19 protein-coding genes are annotated in these 20828 nt (G+C 28.8%); 10 read left to right on the top strand and 9 right to left on the bottom strand.

Translation table 11 applies throughout. The features are described 5' to 3' along the window. Positions 1 to 19: 19 nt before the first annotated feature. The 3 genes from amrB to K5563_RS01730 all read right to left on the bottom strand — a co-directional run bounded on the left by amrB (position 20) and on the right by K5563_RS01730 (position 3727). Positions 20 to 727 (bottom strand): AmmeMemoRadiSam system protein B, encoded by a 708-nt coding sequence (gene amrB, locus K5563_RS01740; RefSeq protein ID WP_255571099.1) that lies wholly within the window; start codon positions 725 to 727, stop codon positions 20 to 22. 50 nt (positions 728 to 777) lie between these two features. Next, on the bottom strand, positions 778 to 2211 hold the full coding sequence (gene pyk, locus K5563_RS01735) for a pyruvate kinase (RefSeq protein ID WP_221037292.1): 1434 nt from the start codon (positions 2209 to 2211) through the stop codon (positions 778 to 780). A gap of 103 nt (positions 2212 to 2314) precedes the next feature. Beyond that, on the bottom strand, positions 2315 to 3727 hold the full coding sequence (locus K5563_RS01730; RefSeq protein ID WP_221037291.1) for an NFACT RNA binding domain-containing protein: 1413 nt from the start codon (positions 3725 to 3727) through the stop codon (positions 2315 to 2317). A gap of 155 nt (positions 3728 to 3882) precedes the next feature. Here K5563_RS01730 and K5563_RS01725 point away from each other — a divergent pair, with 155 nt between their 5' ends. From K5563_RS01725 to rpsI, 9 genes are all read left to right on the top strand, one after another. Further along, positions 3883 to 4533: an outer membrane lipoprotein carrier protein LolA gene (locus K5563_RS01725; protein ID WP_221037290.1), complete on the top strand. Its 651-nt coding sequence runs from the start codon at positions 3883 to 3885 to the stop codon at positions 4531 to 4533. A gap of 11 nt (positions 4534 to 4544) precedes the next feature. Further along, complete coding sequence (locus K5563_RS01720; RefSeq protein ID WP_221037289.1) at positions 4545 to 5744, top strand: helix-turn-helix domain-containing protein; 1200 nt, start codon at positions 4545 to 4547, stop codon at positions 5742 to 5744. Next, positions 5744 to 7852, top strand: coding sequence for an ATP-dependent helicase (locus K5563_RS01715; RefSeq protein ID WP_221037288.1), 2109 nt, complete (start codon positions 5744 to 5746; stop codon positions 7850 to 7852). The genes K5563_RS01720 and K5563_RS01715 overlap by 1 nt, the downstream gene beginning before the upstream one ends. 9 nt (positions 7853 to 7861) lie before the next feature. Further along, entirely contained in the window at positions 7862 to 8134 is a 273-nt protein-coding gene (gene gatC / locus K5563_RS01710; RefSeq protein ID WP_221037287.1) for an Asp-tRNA(Asn)/Glu-tRNA(Gln) amidotransferase subunit GatC, read from the top strand. 19 nt (positions 8135 to 8153) lie between these two features. After that, complete coding sequence (gene gatA / locus K5563_RS01705) at positions 8154 to 9587, top strand: Asp-tRNA(Asn)/Glu-tRNA(Gln) amidotransferase subunit GatA (RefSeq protein WP_221037286.1); 1434 nt, start codon at positions 8154 to 8156, stop codon at positions 9585 to 9587. Beyond that, positions 9588 to 11045, top strand: coding sequence for an Asp-tRNA(Asn)/Glu-tRNA(Gln) amidotransferase subunit GatB (gene gatB / locus K5563_RS01700; protein WP_221037285.1), 1458 nt, complete (start codon positions 9588 to 9590; stop codon positions 11043 to 11045). Continuing rightward, on the top strand, positions 11038 to 11829 hold the full coding sequence (locus tag K5563_RS01695; protein WP_221037284.1) for a hypothetical protein: 792 nt from the start codon (positions 11038 to 11040) through the stop codon (positions 11827 to 11829). The genes gatB and K5563_RS01695 overlap by 8 nt, the downstream gene beginning before the upstream one ends. Positions 11830 to 11903: 74 nt before the next feature. Beyond that, on the top strand, positions 11904 to 12353 hold the full coding sequence (gene rplM / locus K5563_RS01690; RefSeq protein WP_221037283.1) for a 50S ribosomal protein L13: 450 nt from the start codon (positions 11904 to 11906) through the stop codon (positions 12351 to 12353). Between the two features lie 13 nt (positions 12354 to 12366). Next, entirely contained in the window at positions 12367 to 12777 is a 411-nt protein-coding gene (gene rpsI, locus K5563_RS01685; RefSeq protein WP_221037282.1) for a 30S ribosomal protein S9, read from the top strand. Between the two features lie 56 nt (positions 12778 to 12833). Here rpsI and eno read toward each other — a convergent pair whose 3' ends face one another. Beyond that, complete coding sequence (eno, locus tag K5563_RS01680) at positions 12834 to 14129, bottom strand: phosphopyruvate hydratase (protein WP_221037281.1); 1296 nt, start codon at positions 14127 to 14129, stop codon at positions 12834 to 12836. A 135-nt stretch (positions 14130 to 14264) separates the two neighbouring features. On the opposite strand from eno, the gene K5563_RS01675 reads away from it, so the two are divergent. Further along, positions 14265 to 15011, top strand: coding sequence for a hypothetical protein (locus K5563_RS01675; RefSeq protein WP_221037280.1), 747 nt, complete (start codon positions 14265 to 14267; stop codon positions 15009 to 15011). Between the two features lie 101 nt (positions 15012 to 15112). Here the strand turns inward: K5563_RS01675 and K5563_RS01670 are convergent, their stop codons facing one another. The 5 genes from K5563_RS01670 to K5563_RS01650 form a co-directional block, all read right to left on the bottom strand. Continuing rightward, positions 15113 to 16096: an ATP-binding cassette domain-containing protein gene (locus K5563_RS01670; RefSeq protein ID WP_221037279.1), complete on the bottom strand. Its 984-nt coding sequence runs from the start codon at positions 16094 to 16096 to the stop codon at positions 15113 to 15115. A gap of 9 nt (positions 16097 to 16105) precedes the next feature. Continuing rightward, positions 16106 to 16972: an ABC transporter ATP-binding protein gene (locus tag K5563_RS01665; RefSeq protein WP_221037278.1), complete on the bottom strand. Its 867-nt coding sequence runs from the start codon at positions 16970 to 16972 to the stop codon at positions 16106 to 16108. Between the two features lie 10 nt (positions 16973 to 16982). Beyond that, positions 16983 to 18026 carry an ABC transporter permease gene (locus K5563_RS01660; RefSeq protein WP_221037277.1) on the bottom strand — a complete coding sequence of 348 codons (1044 nt, stop codon included), beginning with the start codon at positions 18024 to 18026 and terminating at the stop codon, positions 16983 to 16985. Between the two features lie 8 nt (positions 18027 to 18034). Continuing rightward, positions 18035 to 18955: an ABC transporter permease subunit gene (locus K5563_RS01655; RefSeq protein ID WP_221037276.1), complete on the bottom strand. Its 921-nt coding sequence runs from the start codon at positions 18953 to 18955 to the stop codon at positions 18035 to 18037. 278 nt (positions 18956 to 19233) lie between these two features. After that, positions 19234 to 20817, bottom strand: a complete 1584-nt coding sequence (locus K5563_RS01650; RefSeq protein WP_221037275.1) for a peptide ABC transporter substrate-binding protein — start codon at positions 20815 to 20817, stop codon at positions 19234 to 19236. Positions 20818 to 20828 lie beyond the last annotated feature (11 nt).

The following is a 20828-nucleotide window of genomic DNA, read 5'->3' as shown; positions in this document are numbered from 1 at the left end:
ATTTTAATTTTTGTAAATCTTAATTTATTAAGATATTTTCCATTATGAAGTATTCATTATATTTATTTATGATCTTGCGGTTTATAAATTCAAGTTTTTGGAAAATTTTGTGAATTATTATAAATGCGCTTATATTTTCAGGAAATATTTTGTGTGCATTGTAGTATTCTAATAGAATGGATGAATTTGTATTAGGTGTAAGCAATAGTTTTTTTAGTGTTTTTTCTAGTTGGATTGTTTTTTTTAAATTTGTAGAGTATGAAATAAATTGAGATAGGAATATAAACGAATTCTCTTCTTTATTTGTAAATGGAATTAAAAATGTACTAAATTTTTTTAGTTCTTGGCCTTTAAGCTTACCTAAGATAATAGGAATGATTTTTATGTTTTTTGTGATGTCTTTAATAAAATTCAGTGTAATTTCAATTTTGTGGTCATTATTCATAATTTTATCTTCTTGATTTGTAAATTCAAAATTTTTTATTAGATTGATTATGTCTAGATTGACATCAATTGTTTCATTAAAGAATTTCCAAGTTTCATGATTTGAAATATTGATGTGTTTATTTTCTCTTGTTTGTGAGAAGATAAACACATTTTTTGTATTACCTGATATTACTTTTTGAAATGTATTAATGTTTTCTAAGAAAAACTCATAGCTACCATAGCTAGTTAGAAGTGCTTTATGAGTTTTTCTTTCATTTAGATTTAATAATCCTAAATTTATCTTGTTAGTTGAATAAAATATATTATCAACTAAACTATTTCTTATTTTATTTATAGGTTATATCCTTTAATTGCATCTTCTACTGTATTGATTTCCATAAACTCTGTTCCTTTATTGGTGTCTCTATTTGGGTTTCCAGAAACAATTACTACAATATCTGAATCTTGGACTATTTTTTTTGTTTTAAGCATTTCAAGAGAAGTTACTACAAATTCAGTTGTTCGTTTAAAATTATTATCAACGAAATTGGAATAAACACCGTAAGAAAGTGATAGTTCTCTTGCAATTCTTTCATTGTTTGTTGTAATAAATAGCGGTACACTTGCTCTGTATGTTGCCATTATTCTAGCAGTTCTTCCCTTAAGTGAATCAACAATAATAGCTTTAATAGGCATTATCTTAGTTGCGTCAATTGCACATTTAATAATATAGTTTCTTATAACTTTTTTACTACAGAAAATTTCATCTTGGAATAATTTTTTTTCTCTATATTTTTCAACTTCTATAGCAATTTTGGTCATCATCTTAACAGCTTCAACTGGATATTTACCATAAGCTGTTTCACCAGATAACATTATTGCATCTGTACCGTTTAGAATTGCATTAGCAACATCAGAAACTTCTGCTCTTGTAGGTCTTGGATTTTCAATCATTGTATGAAGCATTTGTGTTGCAGTGATTACAGGTATTCCGTATTTGATACAGGTTTGTGTGATTTTAATTTGTGCTAAAGGAACATCCTCAGCAGGTATTTCTACTCCCATATCTCCTCTTGCTACCATAATTCCATAAGAAGCTTTTGCAATTTCTTCAATATTATCAATTCCTTCTTGATTTTCAACTTTAGAAATAATTTTGACTTCTGGATTTCCAGCAATATTTAATATATCTTGAACGTCTTTAATATCTTGTGCATGTCTTACAAATGAGTGTGCGATGAAATCAATATTTTGCTTTGCTGCAAGTTCAATAAATCCCTTATCTTTTTCAGTGACAGATTTGAGTTTGAGTGGAATTCCAGGTGTGTTTATTGATTTTTTGTTTTTAATTTGCCCATCATTTTGAACTTCACAAATCAATCTGTCTGTAAATTTTTCGATTACAATCATTTCAAGTTCGCCGTCATCAATTAGGATTTTAGAGCCATTTGGAACTTCATTTACAAATCCATCATAATTGGTTTGCAGTGAGTTAGGATCATTGATAGGTAATGTTGAGATTATTATCTTATCTCCTATCTTAACTGTAATAGGAGCTTCAATATTAGCTGTTCTGACTTCTGGTCCTTTAGTGTCAATCATTAATGCTATTTTATTTGAAACTTGTCTAACATTGTTGATTACTTTTATTGCATCTTCATGAGATTGATGAGCAGTGTTAAGTCTTATTACATTTACTCCTGCTTCATATAGTTCTTTGATGTGTTCTGGATCACATCTGAGATCGGATATTGTTGCTACTATTTTTGTTAATTTTTGTATCATTTATTTTTCTCCTACGGTTATAAATTTTATGCTTTTTAGGTTTCAATAACAACATTTTTTGATAACTCTATATAATTTTATTTTAAGAATAAATTGAGACATTCTATATATTTTTATTTTTTAGTTTGCTTATGATTTGAAGATCCAGTTTAATATTTAAGTTTTTTTCTCTGCTAGGTATTACAAGTCCTTGTTTACCTCCTTTGATTTTTCTTAAATATTTGACATTAGTATAGTAAAGATCAGCCCTACCCAATTGTCTTGTGGGTTTTGTATAAAATACACATAAATTACCAGCATCTAACAGGACTTCAAGAGGAGGTGTTTTGTCTTTTTGATTTTTAATAAATACGTAAGCCCCAGGATAGTCTCTTGTATGTAGCCAATAGTCATTTCCTTTTGCCCAGTTCCTTAAAAGTTCATCGTTTTCTTTTGCATTTCGTCCTACAATTATATCAAATCCACAAGATATGAAATGAATACCGATAGATGATTTTTTGATATTTTTTTTCTTTTTAATTGTTTCATTGTCCAGAATGATGTAGTCTTGTTCGTTTATGCAAGCTATTTTTGATATTAGTGTATCATATTGTTTTTTTGCATGTTCTAATTGTTCTTTTATCAGACTGAAAGAATTTTTCTTTTTCTTATATTCTTTAAAGTATTTTGAAGCGTTATCTTGAGGGAGTAATGCTTTATCTAGTATTATTCTAATTTGTTCACCCTTACTGTTATTTAGCATTATTTCACTCATTCCTTTTTTGATCTTATGAATATTTAATAAGATTATTTCACCTTTTTCTTTTTGATCTTCACCTATTTCAATTGAAACTAGTTGCTTTTCTAAAGAACTTATTTTGTTTTCTAAATGTATTTTTTCTTTTTCATATCTTTGCTTAAGTAATTCTGTATTATGTGCTTGAATTTCTTTGATCTCTAAATTATCATAGTATTTTTCAATAAATTCAGAATAAGATAGTTGAGGATTGTATTCATTTTTTAATTTAACTTCTTTTTTTTCATTTATGGTGTTATTTTCAATAATTTTTTTTACTGTTGTGAATATTTCTCCTGTAATTTCATTTGAATTTGGTCTTCTATAATATGCATCAAAGATTTTAAAATTTGTGTCTGTTACAATTATATTGGGAGATGATGGCCATAATTTTATGAAGATAAAGTTTATTATTTTATCTTTGATTACTTGAATGAAAATTATTCTTTCATTTTTTATTTGATATGCTTCAGATATTTTGCCATGTTGAATTTTTGATTTTAAGAATTCAAAAAATCTTAATGGAGGTTTAATATTTTCAAATCTTTTGCTTGTCTTATGAATTCTTGTTTTTTTTGAGTCTAGTGATATCAATATATTGAAATTTTTTTCATTTTCTTCTTTATTATAAAGTTCTATAATCAAAGTTTTGTGGTTAGGTTGTTTTATTTTTCTTATAAATGACCTTTTTAATGGTAATTCTTTAAGTAAGACGTTTATTTCATTATAGTTTAATGACATTTTACCCCTTAAATCTTTTAATAAACATGTTTATTATTATTTTACAAAATGATATATTATAAATAAGAGTTATTATTATAACAAGTTATTCTATCATTGGACATATATGAATGATATTTTATTGAAGTTTGTATTAATAATATACTGGTTTTTATATGATTAAGAGAATAATATTAGTTTTATATCCTTGTTTAATTTTTGCTCAGGTATCTGCTACTCAGTATTTTGAGGATATTTCTTCAAGATATCAAAATATAGAAGATATGCAGGCTAAAATTAGTCTTAATGTTAAAGGCTTGAAACAAACAGGAACTTTGCTATATAAGTTTCCCGATAAATTTATTGTTAATTTTGATTCAAATAATCAGGTTTTTGTAAGTGATGGAGAAGTTTTAACAGTTTATGTTCCATCTCTTGGTACTTCTTTTAGACAACAATTGACTATGGGAAAAGGTGGGAGTGGTTTTATGAATATATTAGGTACTGAATATAGCGTATCTTATACTAATTCTCCCAATTTAGAGCCTCTTGATGAATCGGGAGGATCAGAAAATTTTATAAAATTAACTTTTTCAAGACGACTTTATAAAGGTGCTGCTACAATTGACTCTTTTATGATTGCTTTTACATCTAATGGTGTAATTAGGAGAGTTATTGCTTATCCTACAGGTGGTGGTAGAGAAATCGTTATTGATTTTTTGTCTGTGAAGTTGAATGTTGGGATTCCTGAAAGTAAGTTTAAGTATGAACTACCAAAAACTTCAAATAAGGTAGATAATTTTTTGTATGATATTAAAAAAACTTGAGGTGGGGAAAGATGCAAGAAGAGCATTTCATTAGATTTGGAGATTTTTTAAAAAAGACTCGGATTGATAAAGGATTAACTCTTGAAATGATATCTGATGATATTAAAATTTCTGTTAAATATCTTAAAGCGCTTGAAGATTCTAATCTTGAGTTGTTTCCAAATGAAGTTTTGATTTCAGGATTCTTAAGAGCTTATAGTGAATATTTGGGTGTTGATGTTTGGTATGTTTCATCTCTTTTTAAGGAGTATAAAAGGAATCTAAATAGTCACTATATTGGGATTAAGGCTGAGGAGCAGAATATTAGTTTAAATTTTATAAATGAAGGTGGATTTAGAGAAAAATATTTTGATATTTTAAAGATAGATTTTTCTAAAGTGGTTAAGATATTGTCAGGGGTCATTAGTATTATAGTGTTAATGTTTTGCATTTTAAATTTTGTTGTTATTAAGAAGTTTGTGGGAAAATTTTTCAGATCAAATCATGTGACGGGTAAAAACCCTGAATTTCACAAGATTCTTTTTGATAAGGAAAATTTTTGGAATGTTGTACTTAAAGAAGGTGACTTGTTATCTTTAATTTATGGTAGTTCAATTTCAGAGTATAAAATCTCTTTTTTAAATGATGATTTGGTTATTACAAATAATTTAGAAAATGGTCGATATATTTTTAAGTTAGGAGAATCACAAAAAATCAACTTAGATAATACTGTCAAAGTTAAGATGATTTATGAGAATTATTCTAGAAATAATTCTCAAGAAGCTCATATAAGTTTAGAGTCTATTGTGTTAAATGCGGGATATGTGTTTGAAACCAATTTATCTAATAGATTTAACATTTTGAATTGGGGATTTGAAGTTAGTGGTCCTAAGGGAAGAGTGATTAGTGAATATCCCACTGTATATTTTTCTCAGAATATGGTTACTATTGATTTAGTTATTAATTTTTTAAATAATACTTTTTTAAGATATGCTGATGAGAGTAATCTTTATGGTAAATCTTTGCTTGTATCCAAGGGTGTTCCTCTTAATTTAACTTTTAAAAATTCTATAATTTTATTTTTATCAAGACTTTCTGATATGAACATTGTTCTTCAAGGTAAAGATATCACTTCTAGTTTAAAGAGTTTTGGAAATGAAATCATGGCAGTTCAATTTTTTTGGTTAAAAAACCCTGGAGGTTTTGAGCTTAAAGTTTCTGAAGTTTATTAATGAGCAAAATAGAAAAATTTCTCTCTAGTTTAAATTCTTATCAGAATCAGATTGTTTTAGATGATACCAAAAATCCTATTCTTGTTTTGGCAGGTCCAGGTAGTGGTAAAACAAGGGTTATAATTGCTAAAATAGCTTACTTAATCAAAAAAATGTATTTAAGACCAGAAGAGATCCTTGCTTTAACTTTTACAAATAAAGCCGCAAGTGAGATGAATTTAAGAATAAACTCTCTTTTTGATTTTAATAAGGCGTTGCATATTCAAACTTTTCATTCTTTTGGTGCTTGGCTTTTAAGACTTTACTGTAAAAAATTTGATGAAAATTATGATTCTAATTTCACAATTTGGGATACTAATGATGTTGTTAGATTTATTAAGCAAATTAGACTTGCTCCAACTATTGAACTTGCAAAGAATATGTCATCTTTAATATTTAAATATAAAGAGAGTTGTTTTTTAAATGATGATTATAGTCTTGATGAAAAAAGTTGCAAGAATATTGAAATTTATGAGCAAGAAAAATCTAGAAGTAATGCTTTTGATTTTGCTGATCTTATTATTAAGGCTACTTTAATGCTAAGAAATTGTGAAGATATAAAAACGAAAATTAATACAAGGTTTAAAGCTATTTTTGTAGATGAATATCAAGATACTAATTATGCACAGTTTTTATTTTTAAGAGAGCTTTATTCTAAAGATATGCATTTTATGGTAGTAGGAGACGAAGATCAATCTATATATTCTTTTAGAGGTGCTAGGATTGAAAATATTCTTGAATTTGAAAAAACATTTGATAATGTGTCTAAATATTATTTGGTAAAAAATTACCGTTCTAGTTTAAGCATTGTTAATGTTGCGAATGATGTTATTTCAAAGAATAAAAATCGATATGATAAAGTGATAATTACAGAAAACAGTATAGGTAATAAGGTAAAGTTTTTTGTATTCCAAAATCCTGCAGAAGAGGCGGAATATTTTTTAAATTTTCTTGTTGAAGATAACCTTGATACAGCAATTCTTTATCGATTTAATTATCAATCTTTGCAATTTGAGAAAGCTTTTTTAAAGAATAATATCCCATATAAAGTACTAGGTTCAATGAGATTTTATGAAAGAGAGGAGATTAAGGATGTAGTCTCTTTGTTAAGGCTTTTTGTAAATAAAAAAGATAGAGTGTCTTTCTTAAGAGTAATAAATAAGCCTGCTAGGGGGATTGGTAAGAGCACCGTGGATAAAATCATTGAGATTATCAATGATCTTGATGTAAATCTTGATTTAATTCTTGCAAGCAGAAAAGTGATTAATGTTTTAAAGGGCAAAGCAAGAGATTCGCTTGTTAATTTTCTAAGTTTGTATGATAAACTTTGGGAAAAACTAAAAAGAGATTTTTATGTGAACTTATCCTCATTTATAAGGGATGTTGTAATTAATTTTGGTTTTTGGGATCATTATCAGAAATTTGATAATGATGATAAATCTAGAAATATTGATGAGTTTATTAGCAGTGGAGTTGAATATTCAGGAAGTGTTGAAGGGCTTGTAATATTTTTAGAAAATTCTTCTCTTTCATCTTTAGTGCATGGAGATTCTAAATCTAGCGTTATACTTTCTTCAATTCATGGAGTTAAAGGACTTGAGTTTGATAGAGTAATAATATCTGGTTTTGAAAAGGGATTATTGCCTTCTGAGATTGACACATTGACCCAAGATAGATTGGAAGAAGAAAGAAGGCTTTTTTACGTTGCCATTACTAGAGCCAAACTTGAACTTATTATTACAATAAGTTTGCAAAGATTCTTTGCCGGAATACAAAAAAATACAGCTATTTCAGTTTTTTTTAAAGATATTAGTGAATACAATTATGACATTGTTTTTGTTCCAAAATATTTAAAAGATAATTTTAAATATTTTAAAACAAAAAGTATTGTAAAGAGTGATAGTAAAATCTTTAATATTGGAGATTATATAACTTATGATGGTAAAAATGGTATAGTTATTGACAAATGGTATAAAAATGATGAACAATTTATTAAAATTAATCTAAGTGATGGCAAAAAAGCTATTTTAAGCTCAAACTACATTAAAAAACTTTATAAAATTTATTAGAGGTGCAATTTGAAAGATCTTCATTTAGAAAGTAGCTTGAAATTAAGCTTATTAAGGTTAAGTGAAAAAGAAGAGCAGGAATTTGTTACAAAATTTCAGAAAGTTATTGACATGCTAGATAAAATTTCTCAATTTGATGTTAGTAATGATTTTGAAAAGAAAACGTGTAGTCTTACTGACTGTAGAGATGACGAAGTTTCATCTTCTTTAACTATTGAATCTATTAAAAAATTTAGCAATATGTTTGTTGATGGATATTTTTCATCACCTAAGGTTCTTTAAATAGGGAGGGAGTATTGATTTGGATTTAAGGGGTTTAAGTTTAGTAAAGATTAAGGAATTAATATTAACTCGAAAGTGTAAGATTTATGATGTTGTTACCTTTTATAAAGAGCTTTATGAAGCAAATAAAGATGTTAATGGTTATATTGAATTTTTTGATGATGCATTAAAATTAGCAAAAGAATATGATGGGCTTTTAGATAGAGGTCAAGGTCAATGTTTACCTTTAATTGGTCTTCCTATTGCTGTTAAAGATAATATTGCAATTAAAGATAAGAGTTTAACTTGTGCATCTGAAATTTTACAAGGGTATATTTCTCCTTATGATGCGACTGTTATTAAGAGATTAAAGGATAAAGGTGCAATTTTGATTGGTAGAACTAATATGGATGAGTTTGCAATGGGTTCTTCTTGTGAATTCTCGTATTATGGGGTTACCTTTAATCCTTTAAATAAAGAATATGTCGTGGGTGGCAGTTCTGGTGGTTCTGGAGCTGTTGTTGCCGATAATCAAGCTCCTTTTGCACTTGGTAGTGATACTGGAGGATCTGTTAGAATTCCTGCGTCGTTTGCAAATTTAATTGGTTTTAAACCTTCTTATGGAGGTTTGTCTCGTTATGGACTTGTATCATATGCATCATCTCTTGATCAAATAGGATTTTTTTCAAATTCCATTGATGATGTGGCTTTAATATTAAGTTTTGCTTGTGGAATTGATAGAATGGATGCTACTAGTATAGATATTTTTAAATCTCCTTATCCATTGTTAAACAATTCTTTAACAGGCATTAAAGTAGCTGTAATTAAAGAACTTGATGAGAATTTAATGGAACCAGAGGTTGCGCATGCGTTTTCTAAATTTAAGTCTAAACTTTTAGGTAGAGGAATTGAAATACATGAGGTTTCAATAGAGGAGATTAATTTTGTGCTTTCTCTTTACTATTCGGTATCTCCAGTTGAAGCTGCTTCTAATCTTGCTCGTTACACTTGTATTCATTATGGGAAAAGACTAAATGATGATTTAAATCTGGATGATTTTTATCATAATCATAGGAGTTTATTCTTGCAAGAAGAAGTAAGAAGGCGTATTGTGCTTGGTAATTATTTGTTATCAGAAGGTTATGATTTGAAATACTATTCAAGGGCTTGCAAGATTATTGAGAATTTATTGATTCCTAAGTTTAATGAAATTTTTAATAATTTTGCGTATATAGTTACACCTACAAGTCTTGTAAAACCTTTTAAAATTGGTGAGAATTTTGATGAGCCTGTAAAAATGTATTATTCTGATTTGTGTACTGTAATTGCAAATCTTATTGGATCTCCTGCACTTTCTGTTCCCTTTGCTAAAGATGACAAAGGATTGCCTATTGGTATGCAGATCATTGGTCAATTTAAAAAAGATTTTGAGCTTTTGAACTTTGCAAAGAATATAATAGAGGGAATGGATTAAATGGAATATAAATTACTAGTTGGCTTAGAAGTACACGTACAGTTGGGATTAAAGACAAAGGCTTTTTGTGGATGTAAAAATGATTCTGGAGGAATTCCAAATTCCCGTACCTGTCCAATATGCCTTGGGCTTCCTGGAACTTTGCCTAGTGTAAATAAGGAGCTGATTAATAGTGCAATTTTAGCTGGGCATGCTACTAATTCTAAAATTAGAAATATTGTTAAGTTTGATAGAAAACATTATGCTTATCCCGATTTACCTAAAGGATATCAAATATCTCAAAATGATGAACCAATTTGTGAGAATGGATTTATATTTATTGAGACTTCTTCAGGTCTAAAAAAAATTGATATTGTTAGAATACATATGGAAGAAGATTCTGGTAAAAGTTTGCATTTGCTTGAAAGTGAGAATCGAAGTTATATTGATTTTAATCGTGCAGGTGCTCCTTTATTAGAAGTTGTTTCAAGTCCCAATATTAATAGCGGAGAAGAAGCTGTTGCCTATTTAGTTGCTTTAAGAGAAATTTTTAGATACCTTGATTTATCTGATTGCAACATGGAAAATGGATCGTTTCGATGTGATGTTAACATTAATTTACTTATCATTGATAATGATGTTGAATATAAAACGCCCATTTCTGAAATAAAGAATCTAAATTCTTTTAAATCGGTAAAATCGGCGATTGATTATGAAGAATTAAGGCAAAAAGAAGAATGGATTTTACATAGAAGAACTTTTGATAGTATTGGTAAGCGTACAATGGGTTTTGACGATAAAAGGAGTGTGACAATTCTTCAAAGAAGTAAGGAAACGGTCGTTGATTATCGGTATATTAAGGAACCTGATTTACCTTTGATCAAGCTTGATTTTTCTTATATTGAAAGTATAAAGAATAGTAGAATGATAGAGCTTCCGTTTGATGCTAGAATAAGGTTGAAAAATCAGTATGGTATTAGTGATTTTGATGTTATTACTTTAACTTCTGATAAAAACTTGGTTAAATATTTTGAAGAGGCAGCAAAGGGATCAAGTGATCCTAAGAGAGTGGCTAATTGGATATTGTCCGAGGTATTGAGCGTTTTAAATGATAAAGAGATAAACATAGTTGATTTTATTTTACCACCAGCATATATTAGTGAACTTGTTGAATTTATTGTTGATGGAAAGATAAGTGGTAAGCTTGCAAAATCAATATTTTTAGAAATGCTTGAGCGTAATATTTCTTCTTCTATCATTATTAAAGAAAAAAATTTAGAGCAGATAAGTGATATATCTTTAATTGAATCAATTGTAATGGAAGTTATAAAAGAAAATCCTAAATCAATTGAACTTTATAAGAAAGGTAAAAATCATGCAATTAGGTTTATGATGGGACAAGTTATGCAAAAGGCTTATGGTAAAATCAATCCCATTCTTGCAAATGAAATTTTAATGGGCAAGTTGAGGGATGTATAGGGAATCTTTAATTGATCGTTTGCCAATAATTAAAAGAGCAAGATTTTTTTATCTTTATGATATTAATGGTAATAGATATTTAGATTTGTACTTAAATGGAGGTCTAAACTTTTTAGGTCATAGAGTTAATGGGTTAAATCTTATTCTTAAGCAAACTTTTTCAAGAGGTCTTACTGCTTCTTATCCTTCTATATTTAAAAAACAGTTTGAAAATATTCTTTTCTCTTTTTTTAAGGAAGCAGGTTTTGTATGTGTTTTTAAATTTGAAAGGGATGCTAGAGATTTTTTATTGTCTTTAACAGGTCAGAGTTGTTTTAGTAATCCTTGGGAAAAAAAACAAGGCATATATGAATTTAGGATTGGGTTTAGAAATTTTAGATATCCTATGCTTGTAAATATTCCAATGCCTGGATGCATGTCTATTAGTATTGCTATAGTAGATAATTTGTCTAAAAAAATAGAATTTAGAGATACTTTGGATGCTTTAACTTTAGCGATTGCTAGGCATATGTTTGTTAATATTTTGTCTTATGAGAAGAGTTCAAAAATAAATTTTAATGTTTTTGCTACGCCTATGTTTAGAATAATTAATAGATACATGTTTCCTCTTTATAGGCCTGAGTTTCATAATGAAGTTTTTAATGAGTATTTAAAAAGTGGCTATTTAATTAGCCCTACTTTTAGCACCCCTTGTTTTGTTCCTTTAAAATTTTCTAAAGGAGATTTAGATGGTTTTCTAAAAGTTTCTCTTAGACTACAGAATAAATTTGGATATCAGTATTGACAGGTTAACTTGCAAGTAATATACTGAATAAGTATAATTTTGTAGAATATCTAAGTGAGGACTGTGTATTTATTATGAATAGGATAACAAGTAATAAAACAATATGGATTAAGCCAAAGTATGTAGAGAAAAAATGGTATGTAATTGATGCGGCAGATAAAGTTCTTGGTAGAGTTGCTACAGAAGTTGTTAAAATTTTAAGGGGTAAGCATAAGCCTTATTATACTCCACATCAAGATTTAGGTGATAATGTTGTAATTGTCAATGCTTCAAAGATCAGGCTTACTGGTAAGAAATATTCTCAAAAAATTTATTATAGACATTCAAGGTATCCTGGGGGGCTTTACTCTGATACTTTTAGAACGTTATCTGAGAAAAAACCAACAGCACCTCTTGAAATAGCTATTAAAGGCATGTTACCAAAAGGGCCTTTAGGGCGTGAGCTTTTTAGGAATCTTAGAGTTTTTGCTGATGCTAATCATACGCTTAAAGCTCAAAATCCTTGTAAATTAGAATTAAGTTAGGAAGAGAGGCAAGATGTCAAGTTCAGATGTTAAGGATATTAATTTAGGGATGGGTACTGGAAGGAGAAAGTCTTCTGTTGCTAGGGTTTATATTAGAGAAGGTAAAGGGGATATTAAGATCAATAGTAAGGATATTGGTTCTTATATGCAACTTGAAAAATTAAAGTCAATTGCTTTATCTCCATTGATTTTAACAAATACTCTTGGGAAATACGATCTTTATATTAATATTTATGGTGGAGGTATTTCAGGTCAAGCTGGTGCGATTAGACATGGTATTGCAAGGGCTCTTTATGAGCTTGATAAAGGGTATAAGATGATTCTTAAATCTAATGGGCTTTTAACAAGAGATCCAAGAAGAGTTGAGCGTAAAAAGTTTGGTAAAAAGAAGTCTAGAAAAAGTTTTCAATTTTCAAAAAGATAAGTACTCGTTTTTACATTGTATTTGTATAAAAAAGCCCTTATTAAAGGGCTTTTTTATTATTTAATAGAATAAAAAACATTTTTTCCATGATATTCTGCAATACTTCCTAATTCTTCTTCTATTCTTAAGAGTTGGTTATATTTAGCTATTCTGTCTGTTCTTGAGAGAGAGCCTGTCTTGATTTGGCCTGTTCCAAGTGCAACAACAAGATCAGCAATTGTTGTATCCTCTGTTTCTCCTGAACGATGTGAGACTATTGCAGTATATCCAGCTTTTTTTGCCATTTCTACGGCTTCAAAAGTTTCAGTTAATGTTCCAATTTGATTTACTTTGATAAGAATTGCATTTGCAACTTTCATTTCAATTCCTTTTTTCAGGAAAGATGTGTTTGTAACAAATAAGTCATCACCTACAAGTTGAACTTTATTTCCAATTTTATCTGTAAGTTTTTTCCATCCATTCCAGTCTTCTTCTGACATTCCATCTTCAATTGATATGATAGGATATTTTTCTACCCATTTTGCCCAATATTCAACCATTTCTTCAGAAGTAAGTTCTTCTTTTGTTGACCATCGAAGTACATATTTTTTGGTTTTTGGATCATATAATTCAGATGTTGCTGGATCTAGGGCAATTGTAATATCTTCTCCAGGTTTGTAACCTGCATTTTGTATAGCTTCCATAATAACTTCACAGGCTTCTTCATTTGATTGTAGATTTGGTGCAAAACCACCTTCATCTCCAACAGATGTTGCATAACCTTTCTTATTTAAAATGCCTTTGAGTGTGTGAAAAACTTCAGCAGCCATTCTTATTGCATCACTGAAAGTTTTTGCTCCAATTGGCATTATCATAAATTCTTGAAAATCAACAGAGTTGTCAGAGTGAGCACCTCCATTTATAATGTTACACATAGGTGTAGGTAAAATGTTGGATTTGTAAGCCCCAAGATATTGATAAACTTGAAGTCCAAGGTGTTTAGCTGCTGCTTTGGCTGTAGCCATTGAAACTGCAAGAATAGCGTTAGCTCCAAGTTTTGATTTGTTAGGTGTTCCGTCAAGTTCAATCATTTTTCTGTCGATTTCAACTTGATTCAAAGCATTCATTCCTTCAAGTTCTGGAGATATAATGTTTATTATATTGTCAACTGCTTTAAGTACTCCTTTGCCCATATAAACAGATTTATTACCATCTCTTAGTTCAACAGCTTCATTTGTTCCTGTTGATGCACCTGATGGGACAGCTGCTCTACCCATAGAACCATCTTCAAGTATTACATCTGCTTCAACCGTTGGATTTCCTCTAGAATCAATGACTTGCCTAGCTTTTATTTCATAAATATGAAAACCCATTTTATACACTCCTTATAGGTTAATATTTGTATATTTACTTTAATATATGTTTTTAGTATAATGATAAATAAGACAAATGTGTAGTATTTTGGCAAAAGAATTGTTTGTTGGGTTTTAAGTTAAATGATAGAAAGAATGTTTAAGTGGCAATTTTATTGGATATTCTTTTTGTTTAATATTATTAGTGTTTATTCAAAATCTTATATAGTTCAAAATTTTGATTTATCATTAAATGAATTTTTAGAAGTTTCAACAAGAAAGGATAATTTGACACCCATTGTTGATTCTAAGAGGATTATTATATTTTATCCTTCTAATAAAGGTGTTAGAAAAATTTTTGCTGCTTTTGATTTTGATGATTATTCAAAAAAGTATTTATTTAAGAAAAATAAATATGGGCTTTTTTTTGTCAAGGTAAATCTTCCCCATAGAGTTGGTAAAGTTAAATATAGGCTTGTTGTAGATGGTATCTGGACGAATGATGAGTATAATAAAAATGTAGCGGTTAATAAAGATTCAATACTATTCTCTATAATTGACATAGGTGTAGAGAATTGCTATGCTTCTTTACGAAATCCAATTGATTCTTCTGAGAGTAGGGAAGTTGAAATTTTTTATATAGGACGTCCTGGCCAGATTGTTACAATAGCTGGCAATTTTAATAACTTTAATCCGTTTTTCAATAGATTAATTGAACAAGAACCTTATAAGGGTGTTTATACTATTAAGCTTAAAGACCTTCCTAAAGGTAGAATTTATTATTATTTTGTTGAGTCTGGTAATAAAGTTATAGATAAGAATAATGTTAATAGAATTAATTTGTATTCAGTTGGAGGCAATGAAACCAAGATGAATTTTGAGGTTTCATATTTTGATAATTAGTTTTTTGATGAAGTTAAAATTCGTAATTTGAGTTTGTAATTTTTTTTAAGATTTACCGGTAGTATTAGCTTCTAATCAATTTAAATAAAAAGTTATATCATTTATTCATTTAGCAGACTATTCATTTCATCAAATAGGTATTTAGATACAAAATGATCCTTTTCTATTTCTTCAAGAGGTGCATTTTCCGATGTAAAGGATGTGTTATTTATATTTATTAAGGATAATTCGTCAAGTTTGATTGTTTTTTTGTCCTTTATTTTTTCAGGATTAATTTCAGGGATAGATGCTATTAATGTTTTTGTATATGGATGTTTAGGATTTAAAAATAAAGTTTCTCTAGGTGCAATTTCTAAAATGGAACCCATGTACATTACAGCAATTTTATCGCTCATATATTTTACTACTGATAAGTCGTGTGATATGAATAGATACGATAATTTTAATTCTTTTTGTAGATCTTTAAGCAAATTTAAAATCTGTGCTCTTATTGATACATCTAATGCAGAAACAGCTTCGTCTAGCAATAAAAGTTTAGGATTTAAAGCAAGTGCTCTTGCTATTCCTATTCTTTGTCTTTGTCCTCCTGAGAATTCATGTGGATATCTTGAAAGCATGCTTTTTTCAAGGCCAGTAATATCAATTAGTTCGTTTACTCTTTTATCTATTTCTTGTTTGGTTTTTGGAAGGATCTTATTTTCACTGTATATTACTAGTGGTTCTGCTATTATTTCTTTGATTGTCATTCTTGGATTAAGGGATGTATGTGGATCTTGGAAGACCATCTGCATGTCTTTTTTGGTTTTGAGAAGTTCTCTTTTTGATAGTTTGGTAATGTCTTTTTCATTAAAATATATGCTACCTGATGTTGGTTTATAGAGTTGCATGATTGTTCTTAAGGTTGTTGATTTTCCACATCCAGATTCTCCAACAAGTCCTAATGTTTTATTACGTTCAACTTCAAAGCTTATGTTATTGACAGCATTTACCTTACGTTTGTTTTTCCAGAATAAGAAATCTTCTCCAATTGTAAATGTTTGTACTAAATTTTCCACTTTAAGAATTATATCTTTCTTGCTATTCATTTAAACTCCTCAATTTATACTTGTAGTGATTTCAATAGGATGATCTTTGATGGAATATAGTTTTTTATTTGGATCCTGTTCAAGAGTAAGTATTGATTTTAAAAGTCCGATTGTGTATGAATGTTTAGGGTTTTTAAATATTTCTTGTACTGTACCTTCTTCTACAAATTGTCCCTTATACATTACAGATACTGTATCACAAACTTCTGCAACTACACCTAAATCATGAGTTATTAATATAGTTGAAGTATTAAATTTTTTAGAAAGATTTTTAATTAGCAGCAGTATTTGTTTTTGGATTGTAACATCAAGAGCCGTAGTAGGTTCATCAGCAATTAATAATGATGGATGGCAACTTAGAGCCATTGCAATCATAACTCTTTGTCTCATTCCTCCTGAAAATTGATGTGGATAATGCTTTATTCTATCTTCTGCATTTACAACCCCAACCGTTTTTAACATTTCTATTGCTTTTTGTTGAGCTTTATTTTTATCTAATTTTTGATGTAGCATTATTGTTTCTTCAATTTGTGTAGATATTCTTAAGTATGGGTTTAAAGAAGTCATTGGATCTTGAAATATCATTGCTATCTTATTACCTCTAATACTTTGAAGCTCTTTTTCGCTAAGTTTTAATAAATCTTGACCTTCAAATAGTATCTCTCCACTTTTATATACTGTCGTCATTTCTGGTAAAAGTTTTAGTATTGCCATGCTTGTGACGGATTTACCACTACCAGATTCTCCAACAATAGCCCTGATTTCACCTTTTTTCATTTTTAAGTTTATGTTGTTTACGGGATATATTGTTGTATGTTTTAGCTTAAACTCAATTGCTAAATTTCTTATGTCTAGTATGTAGTTTTCTTCTTCCATTTGATTGCTCCTAGAGATTGTCTTTTGGATCAAATGCATCTCTTAATCCATCTCCTAAAAAGTTCATAAATAATAAAAATATTGTCATGACTGTTGCTGGTATAAAAATTTTCCATGGATATTCAATAAATGTGGAAATTCCATTTTTTATTAATTCTCCCCAACTAGTCATTGGTGCTGATATTCCAAGACCCAAGAATGATAGAAATGACTCAAACAGAATAAATGATGGAACATTCATTGTTGTAATAATTACTATCATGCCAATGCTGTTAGGAATTAAATGTTTAAATATCATTCTTTTATTTGTTGCACCTAGTGTTTTGGCTGCTTGTATAAATTCAGATTGTGCTAGTGATTTTACTTGACCCCTTACGATTCTAGCAATTGTTAGCCACGAGATAATGCTAATTGCAATAAATAATCCAATTATATTTCTTTCCATAATAGTCATTAGTGTTATTATTACAAGTAAAGTGGGAAGGACATAAAGAATTTCTATTATTTTAGTTATTATTTTATCAATGATACCACCAAAGAATCCTGCTGTTGCACCTATAATGGTTCCTATTATCATTGATATAAAGGCTCCTATAATTCCTACAGATATTGATATTTGACTTCCCTGTATTATTCTTGAAAGTAAATCTCTTCCAAGACTGTCTGTGCCTAAGAGATATATTCTTTTGTGTATTTTAACTTCTTTTCCATCAATTGTTTGAATATCAGTTTCTATTTTTCTTTTTATTTCCTCTAGATTTGTTTTTTCTTCATTTGTTATTTCTCTTTTTTCTTTAGTCGCTAATCTTTTTATAAAATTAAGTTCCTTTTCGTACCAAAGTTCTCCTGCATGTCTAAGAGATGGAGGCAAATCAGCATGTTCTACTATTTGCGTATAATATTTGTATATTGGTAGTATTGGTTGAAACATTGCAATTAGTATGTAAAATCCAATTACAAATATACTAATAAATGCCAGTTTGTTTTCTTTAAATCTTAGCCAAGCGCGATTGTTTGCTGATTGGGTTTCAACATAGGTATTATCTTTGCTCATTTGTTCTCCTATATTCGTGGATCAAGTTTTTTATAAACAAGATCAGATGCTAAAATGGAGAAAAGCAAGATTATTGAATATATTAATAATGAGCCCATTAATAGTGGATAGTCTCTGTTTAGAGATGCTTCTACTGTAAACATTCCCATTCCAGCAATTCTAAATATTTGCTCAATAACTATACTCCCAGAAATTATACCAGCAAATCCCGGGCCTATATAACTTATTAAAGGGAGCAAAGAACCTACTAGCACATGTTTTCTTATTATTACATTAAAACTTAGTCCTTTAGCTTTTGCTGTTCTTATAAAATCGCTATTTAGTATTTCTAAAGTAGAGCCTCTAGTTATTCGTGTAAAAATAGCTACCCATGGCAAACTCATTGTTAATATTGGCATGATTAAATTTGTAAGCCCCCCTCTTTCTGAGATCCAGCCAGAAGTGTAAAATAATCCTAATTTTATAGATAAAAAATATTGCAAAATGGGTCCAGTTACAAAAGTAGGTACTGAAAGCCCAAACATTGCTGTTAATCTTATTATATAATCGATACGTGTATTTTTCTTAATGGCTGCTATTGTTCCTAGTAAAATGCCAAGTGTAAGAGATATAATGAGACTTATTAGCCCGAGTGTAAGTGATCTAGGAATCCCTAATTTTATATATTGGTTTACACTTAAGTCTTTCTTTACTAATGATGGACCAAAATCACCTTTTAAAATATTTGTGATATAATAGTAGGCTTGAACATAAAAAGGTTTGTCAAGGTGGTATTTTTGCATTAATTTTTCTTTTATTTCAGGAGCAATGGGTTTTTCAGAGTCAAATGGATTTCCAGGAGCAAGTCTCATTATTAAAAAACAAATAAAAATTATTATTATTAAAGTTGGTATTGTTTCTAGTAACCTTTGTAATATAAACTTTAACATAGTTGCTCCTTATCACAAGAGAAAAATTTTAAATCTTATAGTTAATCATTTTAACATATGATCTTAAATATTATTCAAATAATTTTAATTTATTTTAATTGCTTTGTAAATTGATATTTTTTTATATATCTATGATTGTATATTATTTAATTATGTTTTTTTTATAAATTCATCATTATTGTATGAATATCATTATTTAACAAAACTGGTTTTATGTGATTTTAAATGATTAATAGAGCTTTATCTATTAATCATTTAAATAAATATTTATCTATGTATTATTCTTTTAATCTCTTAAGTTCATAGAAATTGAACCTTTCTGAAATATTTGGTGTCCAACCAGTCCATTTGTCATTTCTAAATAGGTAATTGCCTGCATGTATATATATTGGGGCTACTGGGAAATCTTTTTCTATGATTATTTCTTCAGCTTTTCTTAAAATGTCTTGTCTTTTTAGTGGATCTTGCTCTAGATCAGATTGTTTTATTAAATCTTCATATTCTTGATTAAAATAGTTATATGAAGAAAAATGTGAAAATTCTTTTTGGAATAAGCTTAAGAATGTCAATGGGTCTGAGTAATCTCCAATCCAACCAGCTCTTATTATCTCATAATTTCCTTTGTTTTTAGTTTCTATAAATGATGCCCATTCTTCATTTTCAAGTTCAGTATTTATATTTAAAATACTTAACCATTGGTTTTGAATAAATTCAGCAATTTTTTTATGGCTTTCGTTTGTGTTATATTTGATTTTTAGTTGAGGGAATTTATTACCATTGGGGTAGCCAGCCTCATTCATTAATTGTTTTGCTCTTTCAGGATCGAATAATTTTAGTTGTTTGCCGTAAGAATAATTATTATAATTTGGACTTATCCTTCTTGTAGGAATAGAATCATTTGCCAAAACTTTTTTTGTTAATGTTTCCCTGTCAATAGCAAGAGTTAGTGCTTCTCTAACTTTTACATTATCAAGTGGTTTTATTTGTGTGTTAAATGAAAAGTAGTAAAGACCATTAACAGCAGATGAATAATAATCATTTCTTAGTTTTATTTCTTTAATTAAATCATTTGGGATTGTTGTAAGTGCATCAATTTCGTTGTTTTCGTACATTCTATAGGCAGTTGAAGTATCGCTTATTGTGTAAAATATAATTTCTTGTAATTCAACTTCATTGACATTAAAATACTTATCGTTTTTTATAAGTGATATTTTTTCATTGGGTATTCTTTCTTTTAATTTGTATGCACCACTTACTACAATATTTTCAGGATTTGTCCAATCTTTTCCATGTTGTTCAATAGCATGTACTGGTACTGGTATAAATGTTTGGTGTACTAGCATATCAAGAAAATAAGGTTTTGGAGTAAGAATAGATATTTCTAGTGTTAGTTCATCTATGGCTCTAATACCAAGTTCAGATTCTTGTATTTTTCCCTCAAAGTAATCTTGTGCGTTTTTTATTGTTGACTTAACTGTACCAACATAATTTGACCCTGTTTCTTTATTTAATATTCGAAGATAAGATTGACGTATACCCTCAGCAGTAATTGGAACCCCATCACTCCAAATAAGACCTTCTCTTAAGTGAAATGTATATACAAGACCATCATCAGAAATGTCCCAAGATTTAGCTAATCCTGGTTTATATCCACCAGTTTGTGAATCACCATTTACTATACCACTAAACATGTGTGAAGTTATAATCGCGCCTAATTTGTCTTCAGTTAGTTGAGGATCTATTGATTTAGGCTCTGCTCCCATACTAATTTTGAATGTCAAGTTTTCTCTGTTGCTTTCCTTATTACAAGATATAAAATTTATTATAATAAGTACCATAAATATGCATTTTTTGATTTTCATTATTTTTCTCC

The sequence above is a fragment of the Borrelia sp. HM genome (assembly GCF_019669085.1).
In the GTDB taxonomy this organism is placed as follows: domain Bacteria; phylum Spirochaetota; class Spirochaetia; order Borreliales; family Borreliaceae; genus Borrelia.
This window is presented reverse-complemented; position numbering and strand designations above follow the sequence as displayed.